This is a genomic window from Pseudokineococcus lusitanus, from assembly GCF_003751265.1.
GTDB classification, from domain to species: Bacteria; Actinomycetota; Actinomycetes; order Actinomycetales; family Quadrisphaeraceae; genus Pseudokineococcus; species Pseudokineococcus lusitanus.
Genome location: NZ_RJKN01000002.1, coordinates 518,031 through 539,758, shown reverse-complemented (window position 1 = coordinate 539,758; position 21,728 = coordinate 518,031). Strand labels below are relative to the sequence as shown.

20 protein-coding genes and 1 riboswitch are annotated in these 21,728 nt (G+C 76.8%); of the genes, 11 read left to right on the top strand and 9 right to left on the bottom strand.

The genetic code is table 11. The features are described 5' to 3' along the window. Positions 1–40 precede the first annotated feature (40 nt). Together kdgD and EDC03_RS05715 are read right to left on the bottom strand one after the other, a co-directional pair. Entirely contained in the window at positions 41–958 is a 918-nt protein-coding gene (gene kdgD / locus EDC03_RS05720) for a 5-dehydro-4-deoxyglucarate dehydratase (RefSeq protein ID WP_123379326.1), read from the bottom strand. 171 nt (positions 959–1,129) lie between these two features. Then, positions 1,130–2,098, bottom strand: coding sequence for a LysR family transcriptional regulator (locus tag EDC03_RS05715; protein WP_123379205.1), 969 nt, complete (start codon positions 2,096–2,098; stop codon positions 1,130–1,132). 134 nt (positions 2,099–2,232) lie between these two features. On the opposite strand from EDC03_RS05715, the gene EDC03_RS05710 reads away from it, so the two are divergent. The 4 genes from EDC03_RS05710 to EDC03_RS05695 all read left to right on the top strand — a co-directional run bounded on the left by EDC03_RS05710 (position 2,233) and on the right by EDC03_RS05695 (position 5,862). Next, the gene (locus tag EDC03_RS05710) at positions 2,233–3,261 is read left to right on the top strand and encodes a Bug family tripartite tricarboxylate transporter substrate binding protein (protein WP_123379204.1); all 1,029 of its coding nucleotides are present in this window, start codon (positions 2,233–2,235) and stop codon (positions 3,259–3,261) included. Between the two features lie 44 nt (positions 3,262–3,305). After that, positions 3,306–3,869: a tripartite tricarboxylate transporter TctB family protein gene (locus tag EDC03_RS05705; protein WP_199719958.1), complete on the top strand. Its 564-nt coding sequence runs from the start codon at positions 3,306–3,308 to the stop codon at positions 3,867–3,869. Between the two features lie 68 nt (positions 3,870–3,937). Then, a complete protein-coding gene (locus EDC03_RS05700) occupies positions 3,938–5,467 on the top strand; it encodes a tripartite tricarboxylate transporter permease (RefSeq protein WP_123379202.1) in 1,530 nt (509 codons plus the stop codon). After that, positions 5,464–5,862 (top strand): universal stress protein, encoded by a 399-nt coding sequence (locus EDC03_RS05695; RefSeq protein WP_123379201.1) that lies wholly within the window; start codon positions 5,464–5,466, stop codon positions 5,860–5,862. Before EDC03_RS05700 ends, EDC03_RS05695 begins: the two co-directional genes overlap by 4 nt. 27 nt (positions 5,863–5,889) lie before the next feature. Here EDC03_RS05695 and EDC03_RS05690 read toward each other — a convergent pair whose 3' ends face one another. Further along, the gene (locus tag EDC03_RS05690; protein WP_148058018.1) at positions 5,890–6,651 is read right to left on the bottom strand and encodes a hypothetical protein; all 762 of its coding nucleotides are present in this window, start codon (positions 6,649–6,651) and stop codon (positions 5,890–5,892) included. Then, positions 6,641–7,324, bottom strand: a complete 684-nt coding sequence (locus tag EDC03_RS05685; RefSeq protein WP_123379199.1) for an RNA polymerase sigma factor — start codon at positions 7,322–7,324, stop codon at positions 6,641–6,643. The genes EDC03_RS05690 and EDC03_RS05685 overlap by 11 nt, the downstream gene beginning before the upstream one ends. 251 nt (positions 7,325–7,575) lie before the next feature. Here EDC03_RS05685 and EDC03_RS05680 point away from each other — a divergent pair, with 251 nt between their 5' ends. After that, on the top strand, positions 7,576–8,286 hold the full coding sequence (locus EDC03_RS05680; RefSeq protein WP_123379198.1) for a CHRD domain-containing protein: 711 nt from the start codon (positions 7,576–7,578) through the stop codon (positions 8,284–8,286). 155 nt (positions 8,287–8,441) lie between these two features. Here EDC03_RS05680 and EDC03_RS18390 read toward each other — a convergent pair whose 3' ends face one another. Both EDC03_RS18390 and EDC03_RS05670 read right to left on the bottom strand, forming a co-directional pair. Further along, positions 8,442–9,170, bottom strand: coding sequence for a LysM peptidoglycan-binding domain-containing protein (locus tag EDC03_RS18390; protein WP_277872062.1), 729 nt, complete (start codon positions 9,168–9,170; stop codon positions 8,442–8,444). Positions 9,171–9,692: 522 nt separating this feature from the next. Then, on the bottom strand, positions 9,693–10,841 hold the full coding sequence (locus EDC03_RS05670) for a ScyD/ScyE family protein (protein WP_123379197.1): 1,149 nt from the start codon (positions 10,839–10,841) through the stop codon (positions 9,693–9,695). 211 nt (positions 10,842–11,052) lie between these two features. On the opposite strand from EDC03_RS05670, the gene EDC03_RS05665 reads away from it, so the two are divergent. After that, positions 11,053–12,012, top strand: coding sequence for a hypothetical protein (locus tag EDC03_RS05665; RefSeq protein WP_123379196.1), 960 nt, complete (start codon positions 11,053–11,055; stop codon positions 12,010–12,012). A 47-nt stretch (positions 12,013–12,059) separates the two neighbouring features. Here the strand turns inward: EDC03_RS05665 and EDC03_RS05660 are convergent, their stop codons facing one another. After that, positions 12,060–13,202: a ScyD/ScyE family protein gene (locus EDC03_RS05660; RefSeq protein ID WP_158674210.1), complete on the bottom strand. Its 1,143-nt coding sequence runs from the start codon at positions 13,200–13,202 to the stop codon at positions 12,060–12,062. A gap of 253 nt (positions 13,203–13,455) precedes the next feature. Between EDC03_RS05660 and EDC03_RS05655 the strand changes: the two genes are divergently transcribed. The 3 genes from EDC03_RS05655 to EDC03_RS05645 all read left to right on the top strand — a co-directional run bounded on the left by EDC03_RS05655 (position 13,456) and on the right by EDC03_RS05645 (position 17,662). Continuing rightward, positions 13,456–14,283 (top strand): alpha/beta fold hydrolase, encoded by an 828-nt coding sequence (locus tag EDC03_RS05655; RefSeq protein ID WP_241967042.1) that lies wholly within the window; start codon positions 13,456–13,458, stop codon positions 14,281–14,283. Next, positions 14,280–16,070 (top strand): sensor domain-containing protein, encoded by a 1,791-nt coding sequence (locus EDC03_RS05650; RefSeq protein ID WP_123379194.1) that lies wholly within the window; start codon positions 14,280–14,282, stop codon positions 16,068–16,070. Before EDC03_RS05655 ends, EDC03_RS05650 begins: the two co-directional genes overlap by 4 nt. A gap of 56 nt (positions 16,071–16,126) precedes the next feature. After that, positions 16,127–16,241: riboswitch (SAM riboswitch) on the top strand. An 89-nt stretch (positions 16,242–16,330) separates the two neighbouring features. Next, a complete protein-coding gene (locus EDC03_RS05645) occupies positions 16,331–17,662 on the top strand; it encodes a bifunctional o-acetylhomoserine/o-acetylserine sulfhydrylase (protein WP_123379324.1) in 1,332 nt (443 codons plus the stop codon). Between the two features lie 60 nt (positions 17,663–17,722). Here the strand turns inward: EDC03_RS05645 and EDC03_RS05640 are convergent, their stop codons facing one another. Continuing rightward, a complete protein-coding gene (locus EDC03_RS05640; RefSeq protein ID WP_123379193.1) occupies positions 17,723–18,211 on the bottom strand; it encodes a DUF4188 domain-containing protein in 489 nt (162 codons plus the stop codon). Here EDC03_RS05640 and EDC03_RS05635 point away from each other — a divergent pair. Further along, positions 18,210–18,953: a TetR/AcrR family transcriptional regulator gene (locus EDC03_RS05635; protein WP_123379323.1), complete on the top strand. Its 744-nt coding sequence runs from the start codon at positions 18,210–18,212 to the stop codon at positions 18,951–18,953. The two genes, EDC03_RS05640 and EDC03_RS05635, sit on opposite strands and share 2 nt — an antisense overlap. Before the next feature lie 127 nt (positions 18,954–19,080). Beyond that, a complete protein-coding gene (locus EDC03_RS05630) occupies positions 19,081–21,195 on the top strand; it encodes a patatin-like phospholipase family protein (RefSeq protein ID WP_148058017.1) in 2,115 nt (704 codons plus the stop codon). Between the two features lie 69 nt (positions 21,196–21,264). Here EDC03_RS05630 and cynS read toward each other — a convergent pair whose 3' ends face one another. Further along, entirely contained in the window at positions 21,265–21,714 is a 450-nt protein-coding gene (gene cynS / locus EDC03_RS05625; RefSeq protein ID WP_123379191.1) for a cyanase, read from the bottom strand. Positions 21,715–21,728 lie beyond the last annotated feature (14 nt).

The window sequence follows — 21,728 nt, the reverse complement described above, 5'->3', positions numbered from 1 at the left end:
GGGGCTCCTCGGGGGGTGCGGTCGGTGGCCGGCGGGCCGGTCAGGCGGGGGCGGGTGCCAGGCGGCCGACGAGCGCGGCCAGCTCGGCCACCTCGTGCTCGGCGAGGTCGGTGAGCGGCGGTCGCACCCGCCCGCCGTGGCGGCCCACGGCCGTGAGGCCGGCCTTGATGATCGAGACCGCGTAGCCGCGGCGGCGGTCCCGGATGTCGAGGTAGGGGATGACGAAGTCGTTGAGCCGCTGGTAGACGCCCGCCCGGTCGTGGGCGCGGACGGCGGCGAAGAAGTCGAGCGCCCAGGCCGGCGCGAAGTTGAAGATGGCCGACGAGTAGGTGCTGACGCCGAGCTCGAGCAGCGGGAGCGCGAAGGTCTCCGCCGTCGGCAGGCCCCCGACGTAGACGAGGCGGTCGCCGAGCCGCGCGTAGGTGCGGGTCATGCGCTCGACGTCGCCGACGCCGTCCTTGAGGCCGATGAGCGTGGGGTTGCGGTCGGCGACGACGTCGACCGTGAGGTCGCCCAGCACGGCGTTGGCGCGGCTGTAGACGACGACGCCCAGGTCGCTCGCGGCGCAGACGGCGCTGACGTGCTCGACGAGGCCCTCCTGGCTGGCCTCGGTGAGGTAGGGCGGCATGAGCAGGAGCCCGTCGGCCCCCGCCTCCTGCGCGGCGCGCGCCATCGCGACGGCGTTGACGGTGCTGCCCGCGGCGGGGGCGAGCACGGGCACCCGGCCGGCGGCCTCGTCGACGGCCGCGCGGACGACCCGGTCCACCTCGGGCAGGGACAGCGAGAAGCCCTCGCCCGTGCCGCCGGCGGCGAAGAGGCCGGCGACGGGGAACTCCGACAGCCACGCGAGGTGCTCGCGGTAGCGGCGCTCGTCCACCTGGAGGTCGTCGTCGAAGTGCGTCACCGGGAAGGAGAGCAGGCCGGTCGGCAGCTGCTCCTTGAGCTCCTGCGGCGACATGGCCGGCCGGCGGGCCGAGGGGCGGACGGCCGGCGGGGCGGCGTCGGGCACGGTCACGGGGGCCTCCAGGCGTCGGTGCCACGCCTCACGACGGCGTGGTCCGAGCACCGTAGGAACGTCCGACGATGCCTGTCCATGAGGAGATGTGCATGACGTGATACCCGGAGGGCATCACGCCGGAGGCGTCCCACCTGCCGCCGTCGCGGACGCCCGTCGGGTCGCGGCGGGCCCGGCCAGCACCTCGAGGGCGCGCGGCAGCGCCGGATTCGTGGCGTCGCGCGACCACAGGAGGTGGAGCTCGACGGGCTCCGGGCGCCGCGTGCGCAGGACGCGGTACGTGACGCCCTCGAGGCCGAGGGCCAGGGCCGACTCGGGGACGAGCGCGACGCCGCGCCCGGCCTGCACGAGCAGGAGCATCGAGTGGACCTGGCTGACCGTGTGGACGACGTTCTCGTGCCGCACGGGCGCCAGGCCCACGACGAGGTCGTAGAAGTAGCGCGCCTGCGTCGGCGAGTAGAGGACGAGCCGCTCGTCGGCGAGCAGCTCCGGCTCCAGCGGCGGGCCGTCCGGCGCCCGACGGGCGGCCGGGGCGGCGTCCTCCGTCGGGGCGGCGAGGGGGTGCCCGGGCGGCAGGGCCACGAGGACGCGCTCGCGGCGCAGCAGCCGCGAGGCGAAGGCGGTCCGGTCGAAGGGCGGACGGGCGAGCCCGAGGTCGAGCTCGCCGCCCGCGAGGGCGGCCACCTGCTCGCGGGTGACCAGCTCGACGAGCTCCAGGTCGAGGTCCGGCAGGCCCGTGGAGAGCCGGTCGAGCAGGTCCCCGAGCACCTTGTACGCCGACGCCGCGGTGAAGCCGACGCGGAGCGTGCCGCGGCTGCCGTCGGCGACCCGGCGGGCCTGCACGGGAGCGGCGTCCGCGAGGTCCAGGAGCCGGCGCGCCTCCACGAGGAAGACCTCGCCCGCGGCCGTGAGGCGGACGCCGCGGTTGTCCCGGTCCAGCAGCAGCGCGCCGACGGACCGCTCGAGCTTCTGCACCGCACGGCTCAGCGGCGGCTGCGTCATCCGCAGGCGCTCCGCGGCGCGGCCGAAGTGCAGCTCCTCGGCGACGGCGACGAAGCAGCGGACCTGGTCCAGGCTCAGCATGATGCGCGGACGGTATCGTGCGATGCCGTTTCGCACATGGACCGGCATCGCCGCGGCTGCCTAACCTCCTGCGCCAGGAGCTCGACGACGTCTCCCGACGTGCACCGCGTGACGCTCTCGACGAGGAGGACGACATGACCCGCACCCTGGCCCGCCGTGCCGCCGTGACCGCCGCGGTCTCGGCCCTGGCCATCACCCTGAGCGCCTGCGGCGGCAACGTCGGCGGGAGCACCGGTGGGGGGACGGGCGGCTCCGGCGACGGCGACGCGGCGGCCTTCCCCGACGGCCCCATCACGATGCTCGTCGGCCAGGACCCGGGCGGCAGCACCGACGTCATCGCCCGCGCGATCGCCGACCTGGCGTCCGAGGACCTCGGCGTGCCGATCTCCGTGGAGAACGTGCCGGGCGCCAACGGCGCGATCGCGGCCCGCCAGCTCGCCGGCGAGGACCCCGACGGCACGACGATCATGACCTTCGTCGGCACCCTGGCCTACATCACCCCGATCGCCGTCGGCGACGAGGAGGCCGTCGACATCGCCGACTACAGCGTCGTCACGGGCATCTCGCAGGACGACTACGTGCTCGTCACCTCCCCGGACTCGGGCATCGCCACGGTCGAGGACCTCGTCGCGCAGCCGCAGGTCGACTACGGCACCACGGGCGTCGGCACGGGCAGCCAGCTCGCGACCGCCCTCCTCATGGGCGAGGCCGGCGTCGACGCGACGGCCGTCCCCTTCGACGGCGGCTCCCCGACCCTCACGGCCGTCCTCGGCGGCCAGGTCGACGTCGCCGCCATCCAGGTCGGCGAGGCCGCCGAGCAGATCGAGGCGGGCGACCTCGTGCCGCTCGTCACCTTCGCCGCCGAGCGCAACGAGTTCCTCCCCGACGTGCCCACGGCCGTCGAGTCCGGCTACGACGGCGCCGAGGTGCAGCAGTCGCGGGCCGTCGTCGCGCCGGGCGGGACGCCGGACGAGGTCGTCACCCGCCTGCAGGAGGCCTTCGACGCCGCCTTCGCCGACAGCGGGTACCAGGAGTTCAACGACAGCCGCCTCCTCGTGCCCAACGAGGTGGCCGGCGACGAGGTCGTGACCCAGTGGACGGACAACCTCGAGCGCTACCGCGGGCTCGTGGAGGAGTACGGCATCCAGCTCGGCGAGCAGTGAGCCCGTCCCGGACGGCCGACGACGGCCGGCAGGAGGTGACGCCCGTGGGCGCCCCGTCGCACGACCGCACCCCCGAGGGCGTCCCCGACGCCGCGCCCGGGCCCGTCCCGGACCCCGTGGAGCTCGCCTCGCCGGCAGCCCCCCTCCCCGTCGAGGAGGAGGGGCCGCCGACGGCCGGGCCGCTGGCCCACCTCGTGGCCGCGCTCGTCGTCGTCGCCCTCGGCGTCGCCACCGTCGTGGCGTCGTGGGGGCTCGGGGCCGGCAGCGCGCAGGAGCCGGACGCGGGCACCTGGCCGCTCGTCCTCGGCGTCCTCGTGACGGTCCTCGGCGTCCTGCTCGTCGTCGGCGCCCGCCGGACGCACGACGCCGAGGCCTTCACGCGGCACTCGACCGGCGTCCTCCTCGGCGTGGGGACGATGGTCGCCTTCGCCCTCCTCGTGGGGCGCATCGGCTTCGAGATCCCCGGCGTCCTGCTCTGCCTCGTGTGGATGCGGGTCCTCGGGCGCGAGGGTTGGCGGACGTCGGTCGTGGCCAGCCTGGCCGTCGTCGCCGCCTTCTACGCGATCTTCGTCGGGGCGCTCTCGGTCCCCGTGCCCCACCTCTTCTGAGCCGGGCCCCGCCCGCCGCCCGTGCCCGGTCGCCCCCGCGACCGGCCACCCGTCCCCCCGGAGGTCCGGTGGACTCCCTCGCCCCCGTCCTCGACGGCTTCGCCGTCGTGGCCGAGCCGCAGAACCTGCTCTACTGCCTCGTCGGCGTCGTCGTCGGCATGCTCATCGGCGTCCTGCCGGGCCTCGGGCCGGCCGCGACGATCGCCGTGCTCCTGCCGCTGACCATCGGCCTCGAGCCGGTCACCGCGATCATCATGCTGGCGGGCATCTTCTACGGCGCCCAGTACGGCGGGACCATCACCTCGGTGCTGCTGCGGCTGCCCGGCGAGGCGTCCTCCGTCGTCACCGTCTTCGACGGCTACGCGATGGCCCGGCAGGGCCGCGCCGGCACGGCCCTCGGCATCGCCGCCGTCGGCAGCTTCGTCGGCGGGACGATCTCCATCGTCGCGCTGTCCTTCCTCGCGCCGGTCGTGGCGTCCGTCGCCCTCGACTTCGGGCCGCCGGAGTACACCGCGCTCGCGATGCTCGGCATCCTCCTCGTGGCGACGGTCAGCGGCGGCGGCAAGGTCAAGGCGCTCGTGGCGGCGTGCGTCGGGCTGCTGCTGGCGACCGTGGGCCGCGACGGCTTCACGGGCGCCGAGCGCTTCACCTTCGACAGCCTCAGCCTCGCCGACGGGCTCGACTTCGTGCCGATCGCCATGGGCCTGTTCGGCCTCGGGGAGATCCTCCACACGCTCGAGCAGCGGCACCGCGGCGTCCAGGCGCCGCCGAAGCTGAAGAAGGTGTGGCCCGGCCGCGAGGACCTGCGCGCCTCGCGCGGGGCCATCGGCCGCGGCTCGGTCGTCGGCTTCGTCCTCGGCCTGCTGCCCGGCGGCGGGGCCGTGCTCGCCTCGATGGCGGCCTACGCGCTGGAGAAGCGGCGCAGCAAGACCCCCGAGCGCTTCGGCAAGGGGGCGGTCGAGGGCGTCGCCGGCCCGGAGACCGCCAACAACGCCGCCGCCACGTCGTCGTTCATCCCGCTGCTGACGCTCGGCATCCCCGCCAACGCGACGATGGCCGTCATCTTCGGCGCGCTGCTCATCCAGGGCGTCACCCCGGGCCCGCGGCTGGTCGCCGAGGACCCCGAGCTGTTCTGGGGCGTCGTCAACTCGATGTACCTGGGGAACGTGCTCCTGCTCGTCATGAGCATCCCCATGGTCGGGATCTTCGTCCGTGTGCTGCGGGTGCGCGGCACCCTGCTCGCGCCGATCACCGTCATGGTCACGCTGATCGGCGTCTACACGGTGCGCAACAGCGTCTTCGACATCGGCCTCGTCGTCGCCTTCGGCGTCCTCGGGTACCTCATGAAGAAGGCCGGCTTCGAGCCCGGGCCGCTGGTGCTCGCCTTCGTCCTCGGCTCGCTGCTCGAGAGCAACCTCCGCCGGTCGCTGCTGCTCTTCGACGGCGACCCGACGGGCTTCTTCACCCGCCCCATCTCCGGGGTGCTGCTCGTGGCGTTCCTCGTCGTGGTGCTGCTGCCGGTCCTCACCGCGGCGCGCCGTCGGCTGCGCCCCTCCGACGACCGGTCCGGTCGTCCCGACGTCAAGGAGCACGTGTGACCGTCCTCGTGGGGTACCTGCCGACCGCCGAGGGCGAGGCCGCCGTCGCCGCCGCCCTCGGCGAGGCCCGCCGGCGCGACGAGCCGCTCGTCCTGCTCAACACCCCGCGCGCCGGGGCGCCCGTCAGCGCCGACGCGGCCGACGACGCCGACCTCGCGCGGCTCGCCGCCGCGGCCGCCGAGGCCGGCGTGACGATGGAGGTGCGGCGCGCCGCCCACGAGGGCGACGCCGCGGAGGAGCTGCTGCGGGTGGCCGACGAGGTGGCGGCGTCCGTCGTCGTCATCGCGCTGCGCCGCCGGTCCCCCGTGGGGAAGCTGCTGCTCGGCAGCACGGCGCAGCGGGTCCTGCTCGGCTCGACGAGGCCCGTGCTCGCGGTGAAGCCGGGCGAGGTCTGAGCCGGCCGGGAGGCCGGCCGGCGGGACTCAGACCGCCGGCAGGTCCGCCGCCATGACGAGGGCGCCGTCGTCGTCGCGCACCTCGAGGCGGTCGGCCGCCTCGCGGAGGACGGGCGCGTTGAGGCGGCACTCCTGCACGTCCTCGGCGCCGACGAAGCCGCCCGAGGCGACCTCCGTACCGGTGGCGTCGAGCACGACGAGCTCGTAGCCCGCGCCCAGGTCGAGGCCCGTGACGTCGACGACGGTCTCGGTGCCCCAGGTGTGCGCGACGACGGACGCCTGCGCGTCGACGCCCTCGGGCTCGCCCCGCCACGTGACGGCCTCGACCGCGCCGAGGGTGCCGGGCGGGCCCTCCGGCGGGGCGTCGAGGACCGCGCCGACGCCGACGGCGCCGGCCGCGCCCAGCACGACGCCGACCGCCGCCACCGCGAGGAGGGTGGCCGTGCGCCGGGCCCGGGGGCGGGGCAACGCGCCCCGGCCGCGGCGGTCCGGGAGGGCCTCGTCGTCGTCGCGGCGGCCCGAGGTCGCCGCGAGGACCGAGGCCCGCAGCGCGGCGGGCGGCTCGACGGCGCTCCAGCCGGCGCCGGCGGCGGGCAGGGCGGCCGCGACACGCAGGAGCCCGGCCAGCTCGTCGGACGCCGTGGGGTCGGTGCGGAGGAGCTCCTCGAGCGCCTCCGCCTCGTCGGGCTCGAGGTCGCCGGTGGCCGCGGCGGCGAGGAGCGCCGAGCGCTCGTCGACGTCGTCCCGGTCGTGCGGGTCGTGCGCGTCGTCGTGCGGGTCACCGGCCACGGCGGCCACCTCCTCCCTGCGTCGTCGTGCTGCTGCGGTCGTGCGGTGCTGCGGTGCCGTCGTCGTCGTCCGCCGGCGGGTCGTCGAGCGCCCGCCGCAGCGCCCGGAGCGCGTGGAACATGCGCGTCCGCAGCGTCGCGACGGGGACGCCCGTCCGCGCCGCGAGGTCCGCGTAGGGCGTCCCGGCGAGGTGGACCTCGACCACCACCTCGCGGTGCGCGGCGGACAGGTCCCCCAGCGCGTCGAGCACGGTCAGGCGGTCGACGCTCGCGGCCGCCGGGTCGGCCCCCGGCGCGACGCCGTGGTCGGCGAGCGGGCCGTGGTCCGGGTCGGGGTCCGCGACGAGGCGCGGCCGCCGGGCGCGGGCCCGGTGGACGTCGACGACGACGTTGCGCGCGATGGCGAAGAGCCACGTGCGCACGGAGCCGCCCTCGGGGCCGTACCGCTCGCGCGAGCGCCAGGCCCGGACGAAGACCTCCTGGACGGCGTCCTCGGCGGCGGCCCGGTCGCCCAGGGCGGACGTGGCGAAGCCGAGGAGCTCGCCCGCGTGGGCGTCGAAGGCGGCGGCGACGTCGAGCCCGTCGCCGGCCGGCGGTGCGGGGGCACGGGACGCCGCGGCGTCGGGGACGTCGGCCGCGGGACGGGCCGCGCCGAGGCGCCAGGGCGAGGCCACGGCACCTCCGTCGTCGTCTCGGCCACGTCGGCGCCTCCTCCCGTGGGGACGGGCCCCCGGGCGGGGGTCGGGCGCGCCCAGCACCGTACGCGCCGGGGAGGAGTACGTCGGCGGGTGCGCCGACGTTCACGTCGGCTGGTGTGACGAGGGTCACAGCAGTGGTGGTCGCCCGGCGTGAACGCGGGGGCGGTGGGCGACGTACCCCCTCGTGCACGGCGGCCACCGAGGGCCGCCCCGTCGGAAGGTGCCCCATGGACGCACGGACGACCCGCCGCCTGGCCGCCACGGGTGGCTCTCTCGCCGCCCTCGCGCTGGCCGCCACCGCCACCGCCGTCCCGGCCTCCGCCACGCAGGTGGCCGAGCCGGACTCCTTCACCAGCGCGTTCGTGGTCGACGCGGTGGGGAGCAACGTCGTCGACGCCGAGGGCAACCCGGCCCCCGGCGACCCCGACGCGACGGGCGAGTTCATGTTCCGCGTCAACGCCGACGAGGACGTCATCTGCTACGACATCACGCTCGACGGTGTCGAGCCGCCCTACGAGAGCCCGGCCCGCACGGCCACGCACATCCACGCGGCCCCCGCCGGCGAGGGCGGCCCGCCCCGCATCGCCTTCCCGAACCCCGAGGGCGACGGCGACGTGCTGACGAGCAGCGGCTGCCTCCAGGGGCCGTTCACCACGGGCATCGAGGGCCCCGACGGGAACGACACGGGCGAGGGCTTCACGCTGGCCCAGCTCGAGGAGGACCCGGCGTCCTTCTCGGCCGACACCCACACCGCCGAGTACGTGCCGGGCGCCGTCCGCGGCCAGCTCGTGCGCGTCCCGGTCGGCGGCGCGGACACCGGCGCCGGTGCGGTGGCCGACGGCGGCAGCGCGGCGCTCGTGGCCGGCGGCGTCGCCGTCGCCGCGGCCGGTGCGGCCGGCGTCGTCCTCCTGCGGCGTCGGGGGGCGCAGCAGGGCTGACGCCGACCCACCCCTCCTCCCGACCTGCGACCTCCTCGGGCGCTCCCGTCACCGGGGAGCCCGACGAGGTCGCACGTCGGGGGGCAGGTGCGGGGGTGGCGCGGACGACGAGAGGGGGGCGACCGACCGGTCGCCCCCCTCTCGTCACCTCTGCGTCAGGGCAGGCGCAGCGTCTGCCCGACCTTGAGCGAGTGCGGCGTGGCCAGGCGGTCGCGGTTGACCTCGTAGACCTTCTGCCACGTCGTGCGGTTGGCCCGCGCGATCTTCGACAGGGTGTCGCCGCTGCGGACGACGTAGGTCTTGCCGGCGGCGGGCTTGACCGCCGTGCCGGCGACGAGCCGGATCTGCTGGCCGACCTTCAGCGAGTGCGGCGTGGCGAGGCGGTCGCGGTTGACCTCGTAGAGCTTCTGCCACGTGGTCCCGGTCGCGCGGCCGATGCTGGCGAGCGTGTCGCCGGCCTTGACCGTGTACGTGCCGCCCGCGGCGGGCGCGGGCGTCGTCGGCCGCACGGGCGCCGTGGTGCCGCCGGGGGGCGTGGGGGTCCCGGCCTTGTGCGCCTCGGTGAAGCCGAGCTTCTTCGTGCAGGCCGGCCACGCGCCCCAGCCCTGGCGGGCGAGGACCTTCTCGGCGATGGCGATCTGCTCCTCGCGCGTGGCGAGGTCGGCCCGGGAGGCGTAGGCGCCGCCGCCGAAGCTGGCCCAGGTGGGCTGGTAGAACTGCAGGCCGCCGTAGTAGCCGTTGCCGGTGTTGATGTCCCAGCGACCGCTGCTCTCGCACTGCGCGAGGCGGTCCCAGGTGGCGTCCGTCGCGGCGGCCGCGGACGACGCGGTGCCGAGCCCGACGAGGGGCGCGACGACGAGGGCGGCGACGGCGCCGAGGCCCACGGTGCGGGCACGACGGGGGGCGGCCGGTCGCGTGGCGGAGCGGGGAGAGCGCAGGGAACGGATGACGGGGCCTCTCGCGCACGCACCTCCCGCGACGTCGTCGCGGCTCCGCCCTGCGCTCGGTCAGGTGGACGACCGCCGGGCGGAGGGGCGCGGGCGGTCGCGTCGTCGGTCGGACCACGGCCGCCGTCTCGGCGTCCGGGCCCCGTCCGCCCCGGCACGTCCGTGCCGGGGACCGCGACGCCCCGGAGGGCGGCGGTGAGGACGCGCGCGACCGTAAGTCATGTCACAGGACGGTGACAAGACGTCCGGGTGGTCGAAAAGGGCTGCGCGGGAGCGGTTGTCGAATGACAACGGTGTTGTTCCGCAGGATCCCGCGGAAGGCGGGGCCGACGTCGTCGACGAGGCCCTCGTCCCACCAGCCCCGTCCGGCTCAGCCGTCCCACGCCTCGGGACGCCGCAGGGGTGGCCCGGACGAGCCCGGACCACCCCTGCGCGTGCGCCGTCGGCGCCGTCGGGCGCCTACAGGTCGACGCGGACCACCTGAGCCCCACCGGTCTCGCTGAGGACGTCGGTGCTCACCCACAGGTCGCCCCGCGAGGCCTCGACGGCCGCGGGCAGCGGGAGGTCGACGACCGTCTCGCCCGTCGTGCTGCCCGGTACGGCACGGACGACACGGCCGCCGAAGAGCTCGGTCGCGTAGACGCGGCCGCGCCCGTCGACGGCCACGCCGGTCGCGCCGAGCAGGCCGGTCAGCACGGTCGTCGTGCGGCCGCTGCCGTCGACCCGGACGACCGACCCGCGCGCCCCGAGGCTCGGGTCCTCGGGCCCGCCGGGCAGGAGGCTCACGTAGAGGCTGCCGTCGGGGCCCACCTCGACGTCCGTGGGCACGGGCTCGAACCAGTACTGCGACCCCACGACGCAGTCGGGCAGGCCGTTGCCGGCCGCGAGGTCCGCCGTCACCGTCGCCGGCTGGGCGGGCAGGACGGCGAGGGTCCGGGCCCGGCCCGTCGGCCCGACCTGGAGCAGCGCGTTGCCGCCGGCGTCGGCGACGACCGTCCGGTCGCCGCTGCGCGCCGCCGTCGCGTAGGGGTGGGAGTAGACCTCGCCGGTGTAGCGACCCGGGAACTCCTCGGGCAGCTGGTCGAGGCAGGAGGCCGCGAGGTCGCGGAAGCCGTACGTCGTCGCGCCGTCGGGGTTGGTCTCCCGCTCGTGGGCGGCGAGGTCGGCGAGGACGGTGACGCGCCCCCGCCGGTCCACGCGTTCGACCCGGGCGACGGCGTCCGGGCCCTGGCCCTCGCTGTGCGTGTAGACGGCACCCCCCTTGGAGGCGCCGGAGACGCCGGCCACCTCGGCGCCGGGCAGGGTCACGAGGTCGGCCCGGGTGCCGTCCGCGCCGACGCGGGTGAGCAGCCCGGCGAACGACTGGGCGACGACGACGTCGCCGTTGCCCTGGACGTCGAGCGAGAGCGGGCCGACGAGGCCCTCCGCGACGACGTGCACCTCCGGGGCGTCCGCGGCGGTGGCGGCGGCGGGCGTCCCGGCGAGCGCGGTGGCGAGCAGCGCGCCCGCCGCGACGGCCCGACGTCGTCGTGGCCGAGGGGTGCGGGAGCCGGTCGGGCCGGCGGTGGGGTCGGTGGCGCAGCAGTGCGCCGGGGTGGAGTGGTCCATGCGGTGCTCCTGGGCAGGAGGCCCGCACCCGCCGACCGGGCGCGGGGGCGGCGGGAGCGCCGTTGCTCCCGCTGCCGCGAATGGTCTACTCCGTCCGGCGGCCGGCTGTCACCCGTTCGGGTGCACACCTGCCGTGACCCGGGTCACAACAACGGCCGCAGCGGTCCCGTCTGCGGTTGCCGGGCCGAGCACCGGCGCCCAGCGTGAACCCATGAGCGCACTCACCCGTGGCCTCGCGGCCGGAGCCGTCGGCACGACCGTCCTCAACGCCGTCACCTACGCCGACATGCTCCTGCGCGGCCGCCCCGAGAGCGAGGCGCCGGGGCAGACGGTCGACGCGCTCGTCGACCGCCTCGGGACGGAGATCCCCGGCTCGCGGGCCGAGCGCGGGAACCGGCGGACGGCCCTGGGCGCGCTGTCGGGGACGGCCACGGGGCTGGCGGTCGGCGTCGTCACGAGCGTCCTGCACCGCCGGGGCTACCGGGTGCCCGGCCTCCTGGGCGGGGCGGCCACCGGGGCGCTCGCCATGGCGGCCACCGACGGCTCCATGGCCGCCCTCGGCGTCAGCGACCCGCGCGACTGGGCGGCCGGCGACTGGGTGGCCGACGCCGTCCCGCACCTCTCGTACGGCCTCGCGACGCACGCGACCGTCGAGGCGCTCTCCCCGCAGGCGGGCGACGTCCGGCGCACGCCTGCCTCCGCGGGGCTGGTCGGCCGCTCCTTCCTCCTCGGGCTCGCGACCGGCGGCCGCAGCTCGCTCGCCCTCGCGCCCGTCCTCACGGACGCCCGTCCCGACGGCGCCGGGACGGCCGCGAAGCTCGCGGCGGCCGCCGCCGTGGTGGGGGAGGTCGTCATGGACAAGCAGCCCGCGACCCCGGACCGCACCGCTCCCGGTCCGCTCGGCGGGCGGGTCGTCGGTGGCTTCGCCGGCGCGGCCACGCTCGCCGCGCGGGACGGCAGCGCCCCGACGGCGCCCGCCGCCGCCGGTGCGCTGGGGGCGCTGGCGTCGTCCTTCGGCGGGCTGGCCTGGCGCCGGTACGCCTCGAGCCGCCGCGGTCCCTTCGCGGGCGACCTGCCCGCGGCCCTCGTCGAGGACGGGGTGTCCGTGGTCCTCGCCCTCGTCGCCTGCCTGCCCGGGCGGCGCGGGCAGCGGGTGGCGGTCGTCGGCTGATGTGACGGCGGGTCGGGGCCGTCCTCGCCGACGGCCCCGACGCCGGCCTAGCGGTAGACGCGGACGGAGCGCACCTCGCCGGTGCCCGGCCGCAGCACGCCGGTCGAGAACCACACGTGCTTGCCGACGAGCTCGACGTCCCCGCCGTCGCCGCCCCAGTACAGGTCGGTGCCGACGGCGTCCGGCGTCGGGCGGTAGAAGGCCTTGACGTACCCCGTCTCCTGGCTGACGAAGACGCTGCCGTCGGGGCCGACCGCGATGCCCGTCGGTCCGTCGAGGTAGCGGACGACCGTCGTGACGACCGCCGGACCGGTCCCCGCCAGCACAGGGTCGACGTCCACCCGCACCACCGACCCGCGCTCGCCGCCGAAGCCGTCCAGCGGCCCGCCCGGCAGGAGGCTGACGTAGAGGTCCCCGCCCGGACCCACCTCGACGTCCGTGGGCACCGGCTCGACGGCGAAGGTGGCGCCCGCCGCGCAGGCGGGGATGCCGAGGTCGGCGAGGCGGTAGTCGTCCGCGGCCATGAGCTGGGGCGGGAGCGCGACGCTGGCCCGGACGCGCCCGCGCGCGTCGACGACGTGGACGGCGTTGCCGCCGGCGTCCGCGACGGCCAGCCGGCCGGCGCCGAGGTCCGCGGTCGCGTAGGGGTGGGAGTAGACCTCGCCGGGCTCGTCCACCGGGACGCCGTCGGGCACCTGGGCCGCGCACCCTTCGTCGAGGCCGAGCAAGCCGTAGCGGGCGTCGCCGTCGGGGTTGGTCGCGCGCTCGTGGGCGGCGAGGTCGACGACCGTCGTCGTCCGGCCCCGGCGGTCGGTGCGCTCGACGAGCGCGGTCGCGTCCGGGCCGAGCCCGGCGGACCGGGTGCTGACGAAGCCGTCGGCCGTGGCGGTGAGCCCGGCGACCTCCTCGCCGGGGCGGGACAGGACGTCGGTCCGCGCGCCGTGGTGGCCGATCCGCTCGACGGCGCCCTCGAAGGAACGGGTGGCGAGCAGGTCGCCGCCGCGCGTCGCGGCGATCGAGAGGGCGCCGCTGAGGTCGCGGGCGACGACCTCGTCGTCGGGGAGGTGGTCGGCGCTCGCGGTGACGGCGCTCGCGGGGAGCAGCGCGAGGGCGGCGACGCCGCCGGCGAGGGCGGTGCGACGGCGGCGCGACGGGGCGGGGGATCGGCGGATGGGGCGGGTGGTGACCACGGGGGCCTCCCTGGGGCGCAGGCCCGACCGTCGGGCGCGGCGTCCGGACGCTCGGTCGCGACCGGTGACACAGGGATAGCGGCTTGGTGGGGCGGGCGTACGGGGAACGGCGCAGGTCGACAGCCCCGGGCAGCACGGGCGGACGGGTGAGACAGCGTCCGGCGTCGGCTCAAGGTGACGGCCGCCGCTGCCGATGCACCGCCGAGGCGACGTGCAACCCGCTGCGTGGACCTCGTGCCCGAGGAGGACCGTCGTGCCCGCCATCCGCGCCCCCCGGCGCACCGCCGTCAGCCGCAACAACGTCACGGAGGTCGGACGCCCCGACGGACCCGCGCTGCTGCTCCTGCACGGCTTCGGCTCCGAGCAGGGCGCCTGGCAGGCGATGCTGCCCGCGCTCGCCGCCGAGCACCGGGTCGTCCTCGTCGACCACGTCGGTGCGGGCGGGTCGGACCTGTCCGCGTACGACCGGGAGAAGTACGGGTCCCTCGACGGCTACGTGGACGACCTGCTCGAGGTCTGCGAGGAGCTCGACCTGCGCGACGTCGTCGTCGTGGCCCACAGCATCAGCGCGATGATGGCGCTGCTCGCGTCCGTCCGTGAGCCCGAGCGGTTCTCGCGCCTCGTGCTCGTCGCGCCCTCGCCCTGCTACATCGACGACCCGGCCACGGGGTACGTCGGCGGGTTCTCGCGGGAGGACGTCGACGAGCTGCTCGAGTCCCTCGACGCGAACTACTCCGCCTGGGCCGCGACCATCGCGCCGATGGTCATGGGCAACCCCGGCACCCCCGAGCTCGGCGAGCGGCTGACGGGCAGCTTCCAGGCCACCGACCCGGACATCGCCCGGCACTTCGCCCGCGTGACCTTCCACTCCGACGTCCGGCACCTGCTCGCCCGCGTCACCGTGCCCGCGCTCGTCCTGCAGTGCGTCGACGACGTCCTCGCCCCGCCCGAGGTCGGGGACCACCTCCTCGCCCGGCTGGCGGGCAGCACCCTGGTCCACCTCGACGCGAGCGGGCACTGCCCGCACCTGTCCGCGCCCGCCGAGACCGCGGCGGCCGTCCTCGCGTACCTCGACCGATGACGACGACGCTCGAGCCCTCCGCCGACGCGTCCCCGGAGGGGCGCCCGCCGCGGGCCGACGAGGCGGACCGGCTCCGGGAGCTCTACGACGACGCCCCCTGCGGCTACCTCACGACGGCGGACGACGGCACCATCACCCGGGTCAACGCGACCTTCTGCGCCTGGGCCGGCTACACCGCGGAGGAGCTCCTCGGGACGCGCCTGCCGCGGCTGCTGCCCGTGGGCGACCGCATCCTCTGGAGCGCCTCCTGCCTGCCGCGGCTGCGGGCCACCGGTGCCGTGGCCGAGACGATGGTCGAGGTCATCGCCGCGGACCGCTCCCGCCGGGCGGTCCTGCTGTCGGCGACCCTCCGGCCGGCGGCCGACGGGGTGCCGGCCGAGATCCGCGTCATCGTCCTCGCCGCCCACGAGCGGCGCCGGCACGAGCGTGACCTCGTCGACGCGCTGCGCCGTGCCCAGGAAGCCGAGCGGCAGCGGGTCGCCGTCGAGGAGGAGATGCGGCAGCGGGCGCTGCGGGACGACCTCACGGGCCTGCCCAACCGCGCCGGCCTGCTGGCCCGACTCGCCGGTGCGCCGGAGGGCGGCCGGCCGGCGTCCGCCGGGACGGCGCTGCTCTTCGTCGGCCTCGACCACTTCAAGGCGGTCAACGACAGCCTCGGTCGGGAGGCCGGCGACGAGCTGCTCCGCGTCGTCGCGCAGCGCCTCACCGCGACCGTCCGCGCGGACGGCGTCGTCGCGCGCCTGTCCGGCGACGAGTTCGTCGTCGTGGCCGACGTCGGGGACGACGGCGCCGCGCGGGCGGTGGCCGAGCGGGTGCTCGACGTCGTCACGGCGCCCGTGCTCCTGCAGGACGTCGAGATCGTCGTCACGGCGAGCGTCGGGGTCGTCCGGGCCACGCCCGACGAGACGCCGGAGCGGCTGCTCCACCACGCCGACGTCGCGATGCACCGGGCGAAGGCACGCGGCCGCGCCCGTGTCGAGCTGCACGACCCGGACGTCGTCGACCCGGCCGTCGGACGTCTCCGGCTCATCGGCGAGCTGCGCCGCGGCATCGCCGAGGGCGAGCTGCGCGTGCACTACCAGCCCCGCATGGACCTGCGGGGCGACCGTGTGGCCGGCGTCGAGGCGCTCGTGCGGTGGCAGCACCCCGAGCGCGGGCTGCTCCAGCCCGGCGACTTCATCGACGTCGCCGAGGAGTCGGGCCTCGTGCGCCGCCTCGGGGCGTGGGTGCTGGACTCCGCCGTGGCCCAGGGGGCGGCGTGGGCGCGGACGGCGGGAGGCGGCCCGACGACGGAGATCGCCGTCAACCTCTCGACGCGCCAGCTCGGCGACCCGGACCTCGTGCCGCTCGTCGCCGAGGTGCTGGACCGGCACGGGCTCGACCCGGCGCTGCTCACGCTCGAGGTGACCGAGACGGCGCTCATGGAGGACCCGGACGCGGCCGCCGCGACGCTGCGGGCGCTCAAGGCGCTCGGCGTCACCCTCGCGGTCGACGACTTCGGCACCGGTTACGCGAGCCTCACGTACCTCCAGCGGTTCCCGCTCGACGAGCTGAAGATCGACCGGTCCTTCGTCGCGGGGCTCACCGAGAGCCGCGGTGACGCGGCCATCGTCGCCACGTGCGTCCACCTCGCGCACTCCCTCGGGCTGCGGGCCGTCGCGGAGGGCGTCGAGACGCCGGACCAGCGCCGCGCCCTCGAGGACCTCGACTGCGACATGGCGCAGGGCTACCACTACGCACGGCCGCTGCCCGTGGACGAGCTCGACCGGTGGTGCGCGGCGCGCTGACCGGTCCGTGAGACACGGGTCCCGCTCGACGGACGGACGCTCCTAGGGTCGAGGCAGGTCAAGAGCGCCAGCGACAAGCCCCGGCTCGCTGGCCGGCAACCCTCCTCCTGCGGCGGGGTGCCCCGGGTGAAGACCGGGCCGCCACCCGTCCGGGCGCGGCAAGCGCGGGCTCGCACGAGCCCCTCGCCGAGGAGACCCCTGTGCCCACCACCCCTCCCGCCGACCACCCCACGCCGTCGACCGGCCTCGACGAGGAGCCGGTGACGCACGGCGTCGCCGACGAGGCGCCCGCCGCCTGGTCCTTCGAGACCCGCCAGATCCACGCCGGCGCCGCGCCCGACCCGAGCACCGGCTCGCGGGCGCTGCTTATCCACCAGACGACGTCCTTCGCCTTCCGCGACACCGAGCAGGCGGCGAACCTCTTCGCGCTGGCCGAGCTCGGCAACATCTACACGCGCATCACCAACCCGACGACGGACGCCGTCGAGAAGCGCATCGCCGACCTCGACGGCGGCGTCGGCGCGCTGCTCGTCGCGTCGGGGCAGTCGGCGGAGACGCTGGCGATCCTCAACGTCGCCGAGGCGGGAGACCACGTCGTCGCGAGCCCCAGCCTCTACGGCGGCACGGTCAACCTGCTCCGCTACACGCTGCCCAAGCTCGGCGTCACGACGACGTTCGTCGAGGACCCCGACGACCTTGACTCCTGGCGCGCCGCGGTGCGCCCCAACACGAAGGTCTTCTACGGGGAGGCCATCCCCAACCCGCGCGGCGACGTCCTCGACGTCGAGGGCGTGGCCGGCGTCGCTCACGAGGTGGGCGTGCCGCTCGTCGTCGACGCGACGGTGGCGACGCCGTACCTCCTGCGGCCGCTGGAGTGGGGCGCGGACGTCGTCGTGCACTCGGCGACGAAGTACCTCGGCGGCCACGGGACGGCGATCGGCGGGGTCGTCGTCGACGGCGGGACCTTCGACTACGCGCAGCACCCGGACCGCTTCCCGGGCTTCAACCAGCCGGACGAGAGCTACCACGGGCTCGTCTACGCGCGGGACCTCGGCGTCGGCAGCGCGCTGGGCGCGAACCTCGCATACATCCTCAAGATGAGGGTGCAGCTGCTGCGCGACCTCGGGCCGGCGATCTCGCCGTTCAACGCCTTCCTCCTCGGGCAGGGCATCGAGACGCTGAGCCTGCGGGTGGAGCGGCACGTGGCCAATGCGCAGGCGGTCGCCGAGTGGCTGGAGCAGCGGCCGGAGGTCGAGCGGGTCCAGTACGCGGGCCTGCCGTCCAGCCCGTGGCACGCGCGGCAGCAGAAGTACGCGCCGCGGGGCGCCGGCGGCGTCCTCGCCTTCGAGCTGCGCGGGGGCCTGGAGGCGGGGCGACGCTTCGTCGACGCGCTGACGCTCCACAGCCACGTGGCCAACATCGGGGACGTGCGCAGCCTCGTCATCCACCCGGCGTCGACGACGCACAGCCAGCTGGCGCCCGAGGACCAGGTCAAGGCGGGCGTGACGCCGGGGCTCGTGCGGCTGTCCGTGGGGCTGGAGCACCTCGACGACATCCGGGCGGACCTCGAGCGCGGGTTCTCCGCGGTCTGAGGTCGAGGTGGCTGCACGACGACGCGGTAGAGCGCGTCCTCGTGCAGCCACCTGCCCGGCTCAGGCGTCGACGCCGCGCATCCGCTCCGCGGCCCGCTGGCGGCGCGGCGGGACGGGGGCCGAGCGGGTCGCCGCGGCGAGCCCGTGGTCGGGCATCGAGACGTAGACGGACTCCGCACGGCCCGGGCCGACGAGGTAGGTCTCGTGGAAGATGCCGGCCGCGTCGCCGCCGCGGCGGGCCTGCTGGTTGAAGGCGCGCCAGGCGGGGAGGTGCTCGGCGTCACCCGCAGAGGCGTAGGCCTGCAGCAGGTCCCAGCTGCGCCAGTACTGCAGGAGCATGAAGGTGCGCCCGGACCAGTAGGTGCGGGCGTGGAGCAGGCCCAGCTCGGGGCGGCCCAGCTCGGCGAGCATGAGCGGCATCGCCCGGAAGACCGGCAGCCACTGCCGCGGGCTGCGGAGCCGGTTGATGCGCATGCCGATGACGAAGACGACGACGTCCTGCCCGTCGAGGTCGGCGGTGCGGCGTCCTGCGTGGACCGTGGTGCCCATGGCTCCCCCTGCGGTGGTGCTGACCGGCCGAGGTCGTCGGCGTCGATGTGGACGCCGTCAACATAGGACTACGGTGTGGACGCTGTCCACATGTGGCGCGGGGTCGCGCCGCCCGACGTCGGGAGGGGCCCTGGAGCGCGCGACCTACCACCACGGCGACCTGCGGAACGCCCTCGTGGCGGCGGCCTCGACGGCGGTCCGCGCCGCAGGGCCCACCGGGCTGTCGGTGCGCGAGGTGGCACGCGAGGTCGGCGTCAGCCCCAACGCGGCCTACCGCCACTTCGCGGGGAAGGCCGAGCTGCTGGCGACGGTCGCCGAGCACGCGCGCGGCGCGATGGGCGTCGCGATGGCGGAGCGGCTGGCGGCGGTGCCGGCGTCCGGTGACGCCGTGGCCCTGGCGCGGGCGCGCCTCGTCGCTGTCGGGCGCGGGTACGTCGAGTACGCCGTCGCCGAGCCGGGGCTCTTCCACGTCGTCTTCAACGGGCCGCCGACCACGGGCGGCCCGCCGGGCTGCGTGGGCGGGCCGGACCCCTGGTCGATGCTGCAGGACCGGCTCGACGAGCTCGACGCCGCCGGCGGGCTCGGCGTGCGGGGGCGCGCGGGGGCGGACCTCGCCGCGTGGGCGGCCGTGCACGGGCTGGCCGAGCTGCTCGTCGGGGTCCTGGCCGGGCTCGACCCGGACGAGCGGGAGCAGGCGCTGGTCCGGACCCTCGCGACGGTGGGAGCGGGGCTGGCGGGCTGACCCGGCGAGACCGACGAACGGCCGGTTCCCGGGCCCGGGAACCGGTCGTTCGTCGGTCTCGAGCGGTCGAGGCCGTGGCCCCCACCCGCCGCCGGACGCCGTCGGGGGCGGCTGCGAGCATCCGCGCGTGAGCCCTGCGACGACGCCCGTGCCACCGCCCGAGCCGCTCGGCTCCACCGCCGCCTACGCCGACCCGCGAGCGACGTGCGACGTCGTCATGCGCGGCGGCGTGACGAGCGGCGTCGTCTACCCGTGGGCCGTCTGCGAGATCGCGCGCGAGCACCGGCTGGTCCAGGTGGGCGGGACGTCGGCGGGCGCCGTCGCCGCGGCGGTGTCGGCGGCGGCGGAGCTGGGGCGCGACGGCGGGGCCACCGGACGGGGCGGGTTCGCCGTCCTCGCACGGCTGCCCGGCGACCTCGCGACGCCGACCGCCCGGCGCGGGCGCCGTCCCTCTGGCTCCCGGCTCTCCGACCTCTTCGTGCCGACCCGGGCGACGATGCCGCTGCTCGACCTCGTGCTGGCCGTGCTCGCGGCGCGGGACGGCGGCTCGTGGCCGCGGGCGGTGCTGACCGGCGTCGCCGCGGCGGGGCGGGCGCCCGGCGGCTGGTGGAGGGTCGCGGTGGGCGCGGTGCCGGGGGTGCTGCTGCTCGCGGCGGCCGTCTCGGCGTTCCCGGCGCTGGGGTGGGTCGTGGCGGGGCTGCTCGGGCTGCTGCTGACGGTGGTCGGCGTCGTGCTCGGCGCGGCGTGGGTGCACCTGCGGGCGGCGCAGGTCGCCGTGCCGGACAACCTCTTCGGCGTCTGCACGGGCATGCCCGCGGACGGCACGGCGGACGACGGCACGGCGCTGACGCCGTGGGTCACCGACCTCCTCGACGAGGCCGCGGGCCTGCCCGACGGCGCCGGCCCGCTGACCTTCGGCCACCTGTGGGCCGGTCCCGGTGCCACGCCGTTGACCGGGCTCGACGAGGCGCCCGCCGGCGCGGCGGTCCGGCTGCAGGTCGTCACGACGTCGCTGACGCACGGGCGGCCGGTGCGGCTGCCGCTCGACCCGCGGCGCCCGGGCGTGCCGCCGGTCTACGCCGACCCGGCCGAGCTCCGGCGGCTGCTGCCCGAGCGCGTCGTCGCGTGGGTCGAGGCGCACCCGCCGCCCCTGCCCGCCGACCCGGCGGAGCGCCTGGCGCGGCGCGTGCGCGACGCGCAGCTGCGGCCGCTCGTACCGCTGCCGGCGGCGTCGGACTGGCCCGTCGTCCTCGCGGTGCGGGCGAGCCTCAGCTTCCCGCTGCTCCTGTCGGCGGTGCCCTTCCGGACGGTCGACGTCCTCGCGTCGGCGGACGCCGCGCGGCGGGTGGCGGCGGTGGTGGGCGAGGTGCTGGCGGGCGACGTCCTGCCGTCGCCCGGGCCGGCGGCCGACGGACGCAGCGGGCCCGACGACGCCGCGCTGGCCGCCGTCCTCGCGCGGGTGGCCGGCGCGGCGCCGACGACCCGCCGGGTCTGGACGAGCGACGGCGGGGTCACGAGCAACTTCCCCATCCACTTCTTCGACACGGCGGCGCCCGTCCGGCCGACCTTCGGCGTCACGCTCCGGCCGGCGCGGCAGGGCGGCGCGCCCGCCGACCCGCTCGACCCGGGCGGGCCCGGGCCGCTCGACGACGCGCTGCCGCCCGTCCGGTACCCGCTCGCAGGGACGAGCACGTGGCACTTCGGGCGGGCGGTGCTCGGGGCGCTGCAGGACGGCTCGGACGTCGCCCAGCTGCCGCTGCCGGGCTTCCGCGACCGGATCGCGCAGGTCGACGTCGACCCGGGCGACGGTGGGTGGGACGTGCGGATGCCGCCGGCGGCCATCGCGCGGCTCGCGTCGCGGGGCCGGGCGGCCGGCGTCGCGCTGCGGGAGCGCTTCGCCGAGGCGGACGCCGAGGGCTGGACCGGCTGGGAGCGCCACCGGTGGACGCGGCTGCGGGCCAACCTGCCGCTGCTCGAGCAGGCGGCGGGCGAGGTGACGGCGGCGCTGCGTCCGGGGACGGCCCGGCCGGGGGAGCGCGACCTGCGCGACCTCCTGCGCCTGCCGACGGGCGAGCAGCCCGGGTACGCGTGGGTGTCGGACGACCAGCGGCGCCGCGCGCTCGCGGCGGTCGGGGCGCTGCTCGAGGCGGCGCCGGGGGAGACGCCGCCCGCGGAGCAGCTCGACGCCGGGGCGCCGCAGCCGCCGCTGGCGCTGCGGTACGTGGCGCGCGACAGCACCTGACGGCGAGGAGCGGCCGCCCCTCGTCGCGGACGAGCGCGACGAGGGGCTGCCGCTGCGGCCGGCCGGGGGTCACCAGCGGTAGTCGAGGAACTTCCCGTCGAAGGTGACGACGACGCGGTCGCCGTCCGGGTGCGCCCGGCGGGCGATGTCCACCTGGAAGTTGATGGCGCTCATGATCCCGTCGCCGAACTCCTCGTGGATCAGCGCCTTGAGGGCCGGACCGTAGACGGCCAGGGCCTCGTTGAAGCGGTAGATCGTCGGGTCCTGCAGCAGCGTCGGGTCGATCGAGCGGGACGGCTGCTGCTGCAGGCTCTCGCCGACGTCGTCGCCGAGGTCGAGGACCTCGCACGCCGCGCTCGCCTGCGCCGCGGTCATGGGGTGCTGGCCGAGCAGCGCGGCCGTCGTCCACACGAGGGGCGCGTCGACCGCCTCGGCGACCTTCGTCCACGTCAGGCCCTTGCGGGACATCTGCGTGCGGACGAGGGCGGCGGCGTCGGGGCGGCTCATGATCGGGTCCATCGGGGCGTGCTCCT

What these genes read in the sequence shown, in the direction of transcription:
- kdgD (WP_123379326.1), bottom strand. Translation starts at nt 958, where the DNA reads ATGTCGCCGCAGGAGCTCAAGGAGCAGCTGCCGACCGGCCTGCTCTCC.
- EDC03_RS05715 (WP_123379205.1), bottom strand. Translation starts at nt 2,098, where the DNA reads ATGCTGAGCCTGGACCAGGTCCGCTGCTTCGTCGCCGTCGCCGAGGAG.
- EDC03_RS05710 (WP_123379204.1), top strand. Translation starts at nt 2,233, where the DNA reads ATGACCCGCACCCTGGCCCGCCGTGCCGCCGTGACCGCCGCGGTCTCG.
- EDC03_RS05680 (WP_123379198.1), top strand. Translation starts at nt 7,576, where the DNA reads ATGGACGCACGGACGACCCGCCGCCTGGCCGCCACGGGTGGCTCTCTC.
- EDC03_RS05670 (WP_123379197.1), bottom strand. Translation starts at nt 10,841, where the DNA reads ATGGACCACTCCACCCCGGCGCACTGCTGCGCCACCGACCCCACCGCC.
- EDC03_RS05665 (WP_123379196.1), top strand. Translation starts at nt 11,053, where the DNA reads ATGAGCGCACTCACCCGTGGCCTCGCGGCCGGAGCCGTCGGCACGACC.
- EDC03_RS05650 (WP_123379194.1), top strand. Translation starts at nt 14,280, where the DNA reads ATGACGACGACGCTCGAGCCCTCCGCCGACGCGTCCCCGGAGGGGCGC.
- EDC03_RS05635 (WP_123379323.1), top strand. Translation starts at nt 18,210, where the DNA reads ATGGCTCCCCCTGCGGTGGTGCTGACCGGCCGAGGTCGTCGGCGTCGA.
- EDC03_RS05640 (WP_123379193.1), bottom strand. Translation starts at nt 18,211, where the DNA reads ATGGGCACCACGGTCCACGCAGGACGCCGCACCGCCGACCTCGACGGG.
- cynS (WP_123379191.1), bottom strand. Translation starts at nt 21,714, where the DNA reads ATGGACCCGATCATGAGCCGCCCCGACGCCGCCGCCCTCGTCCGCACG.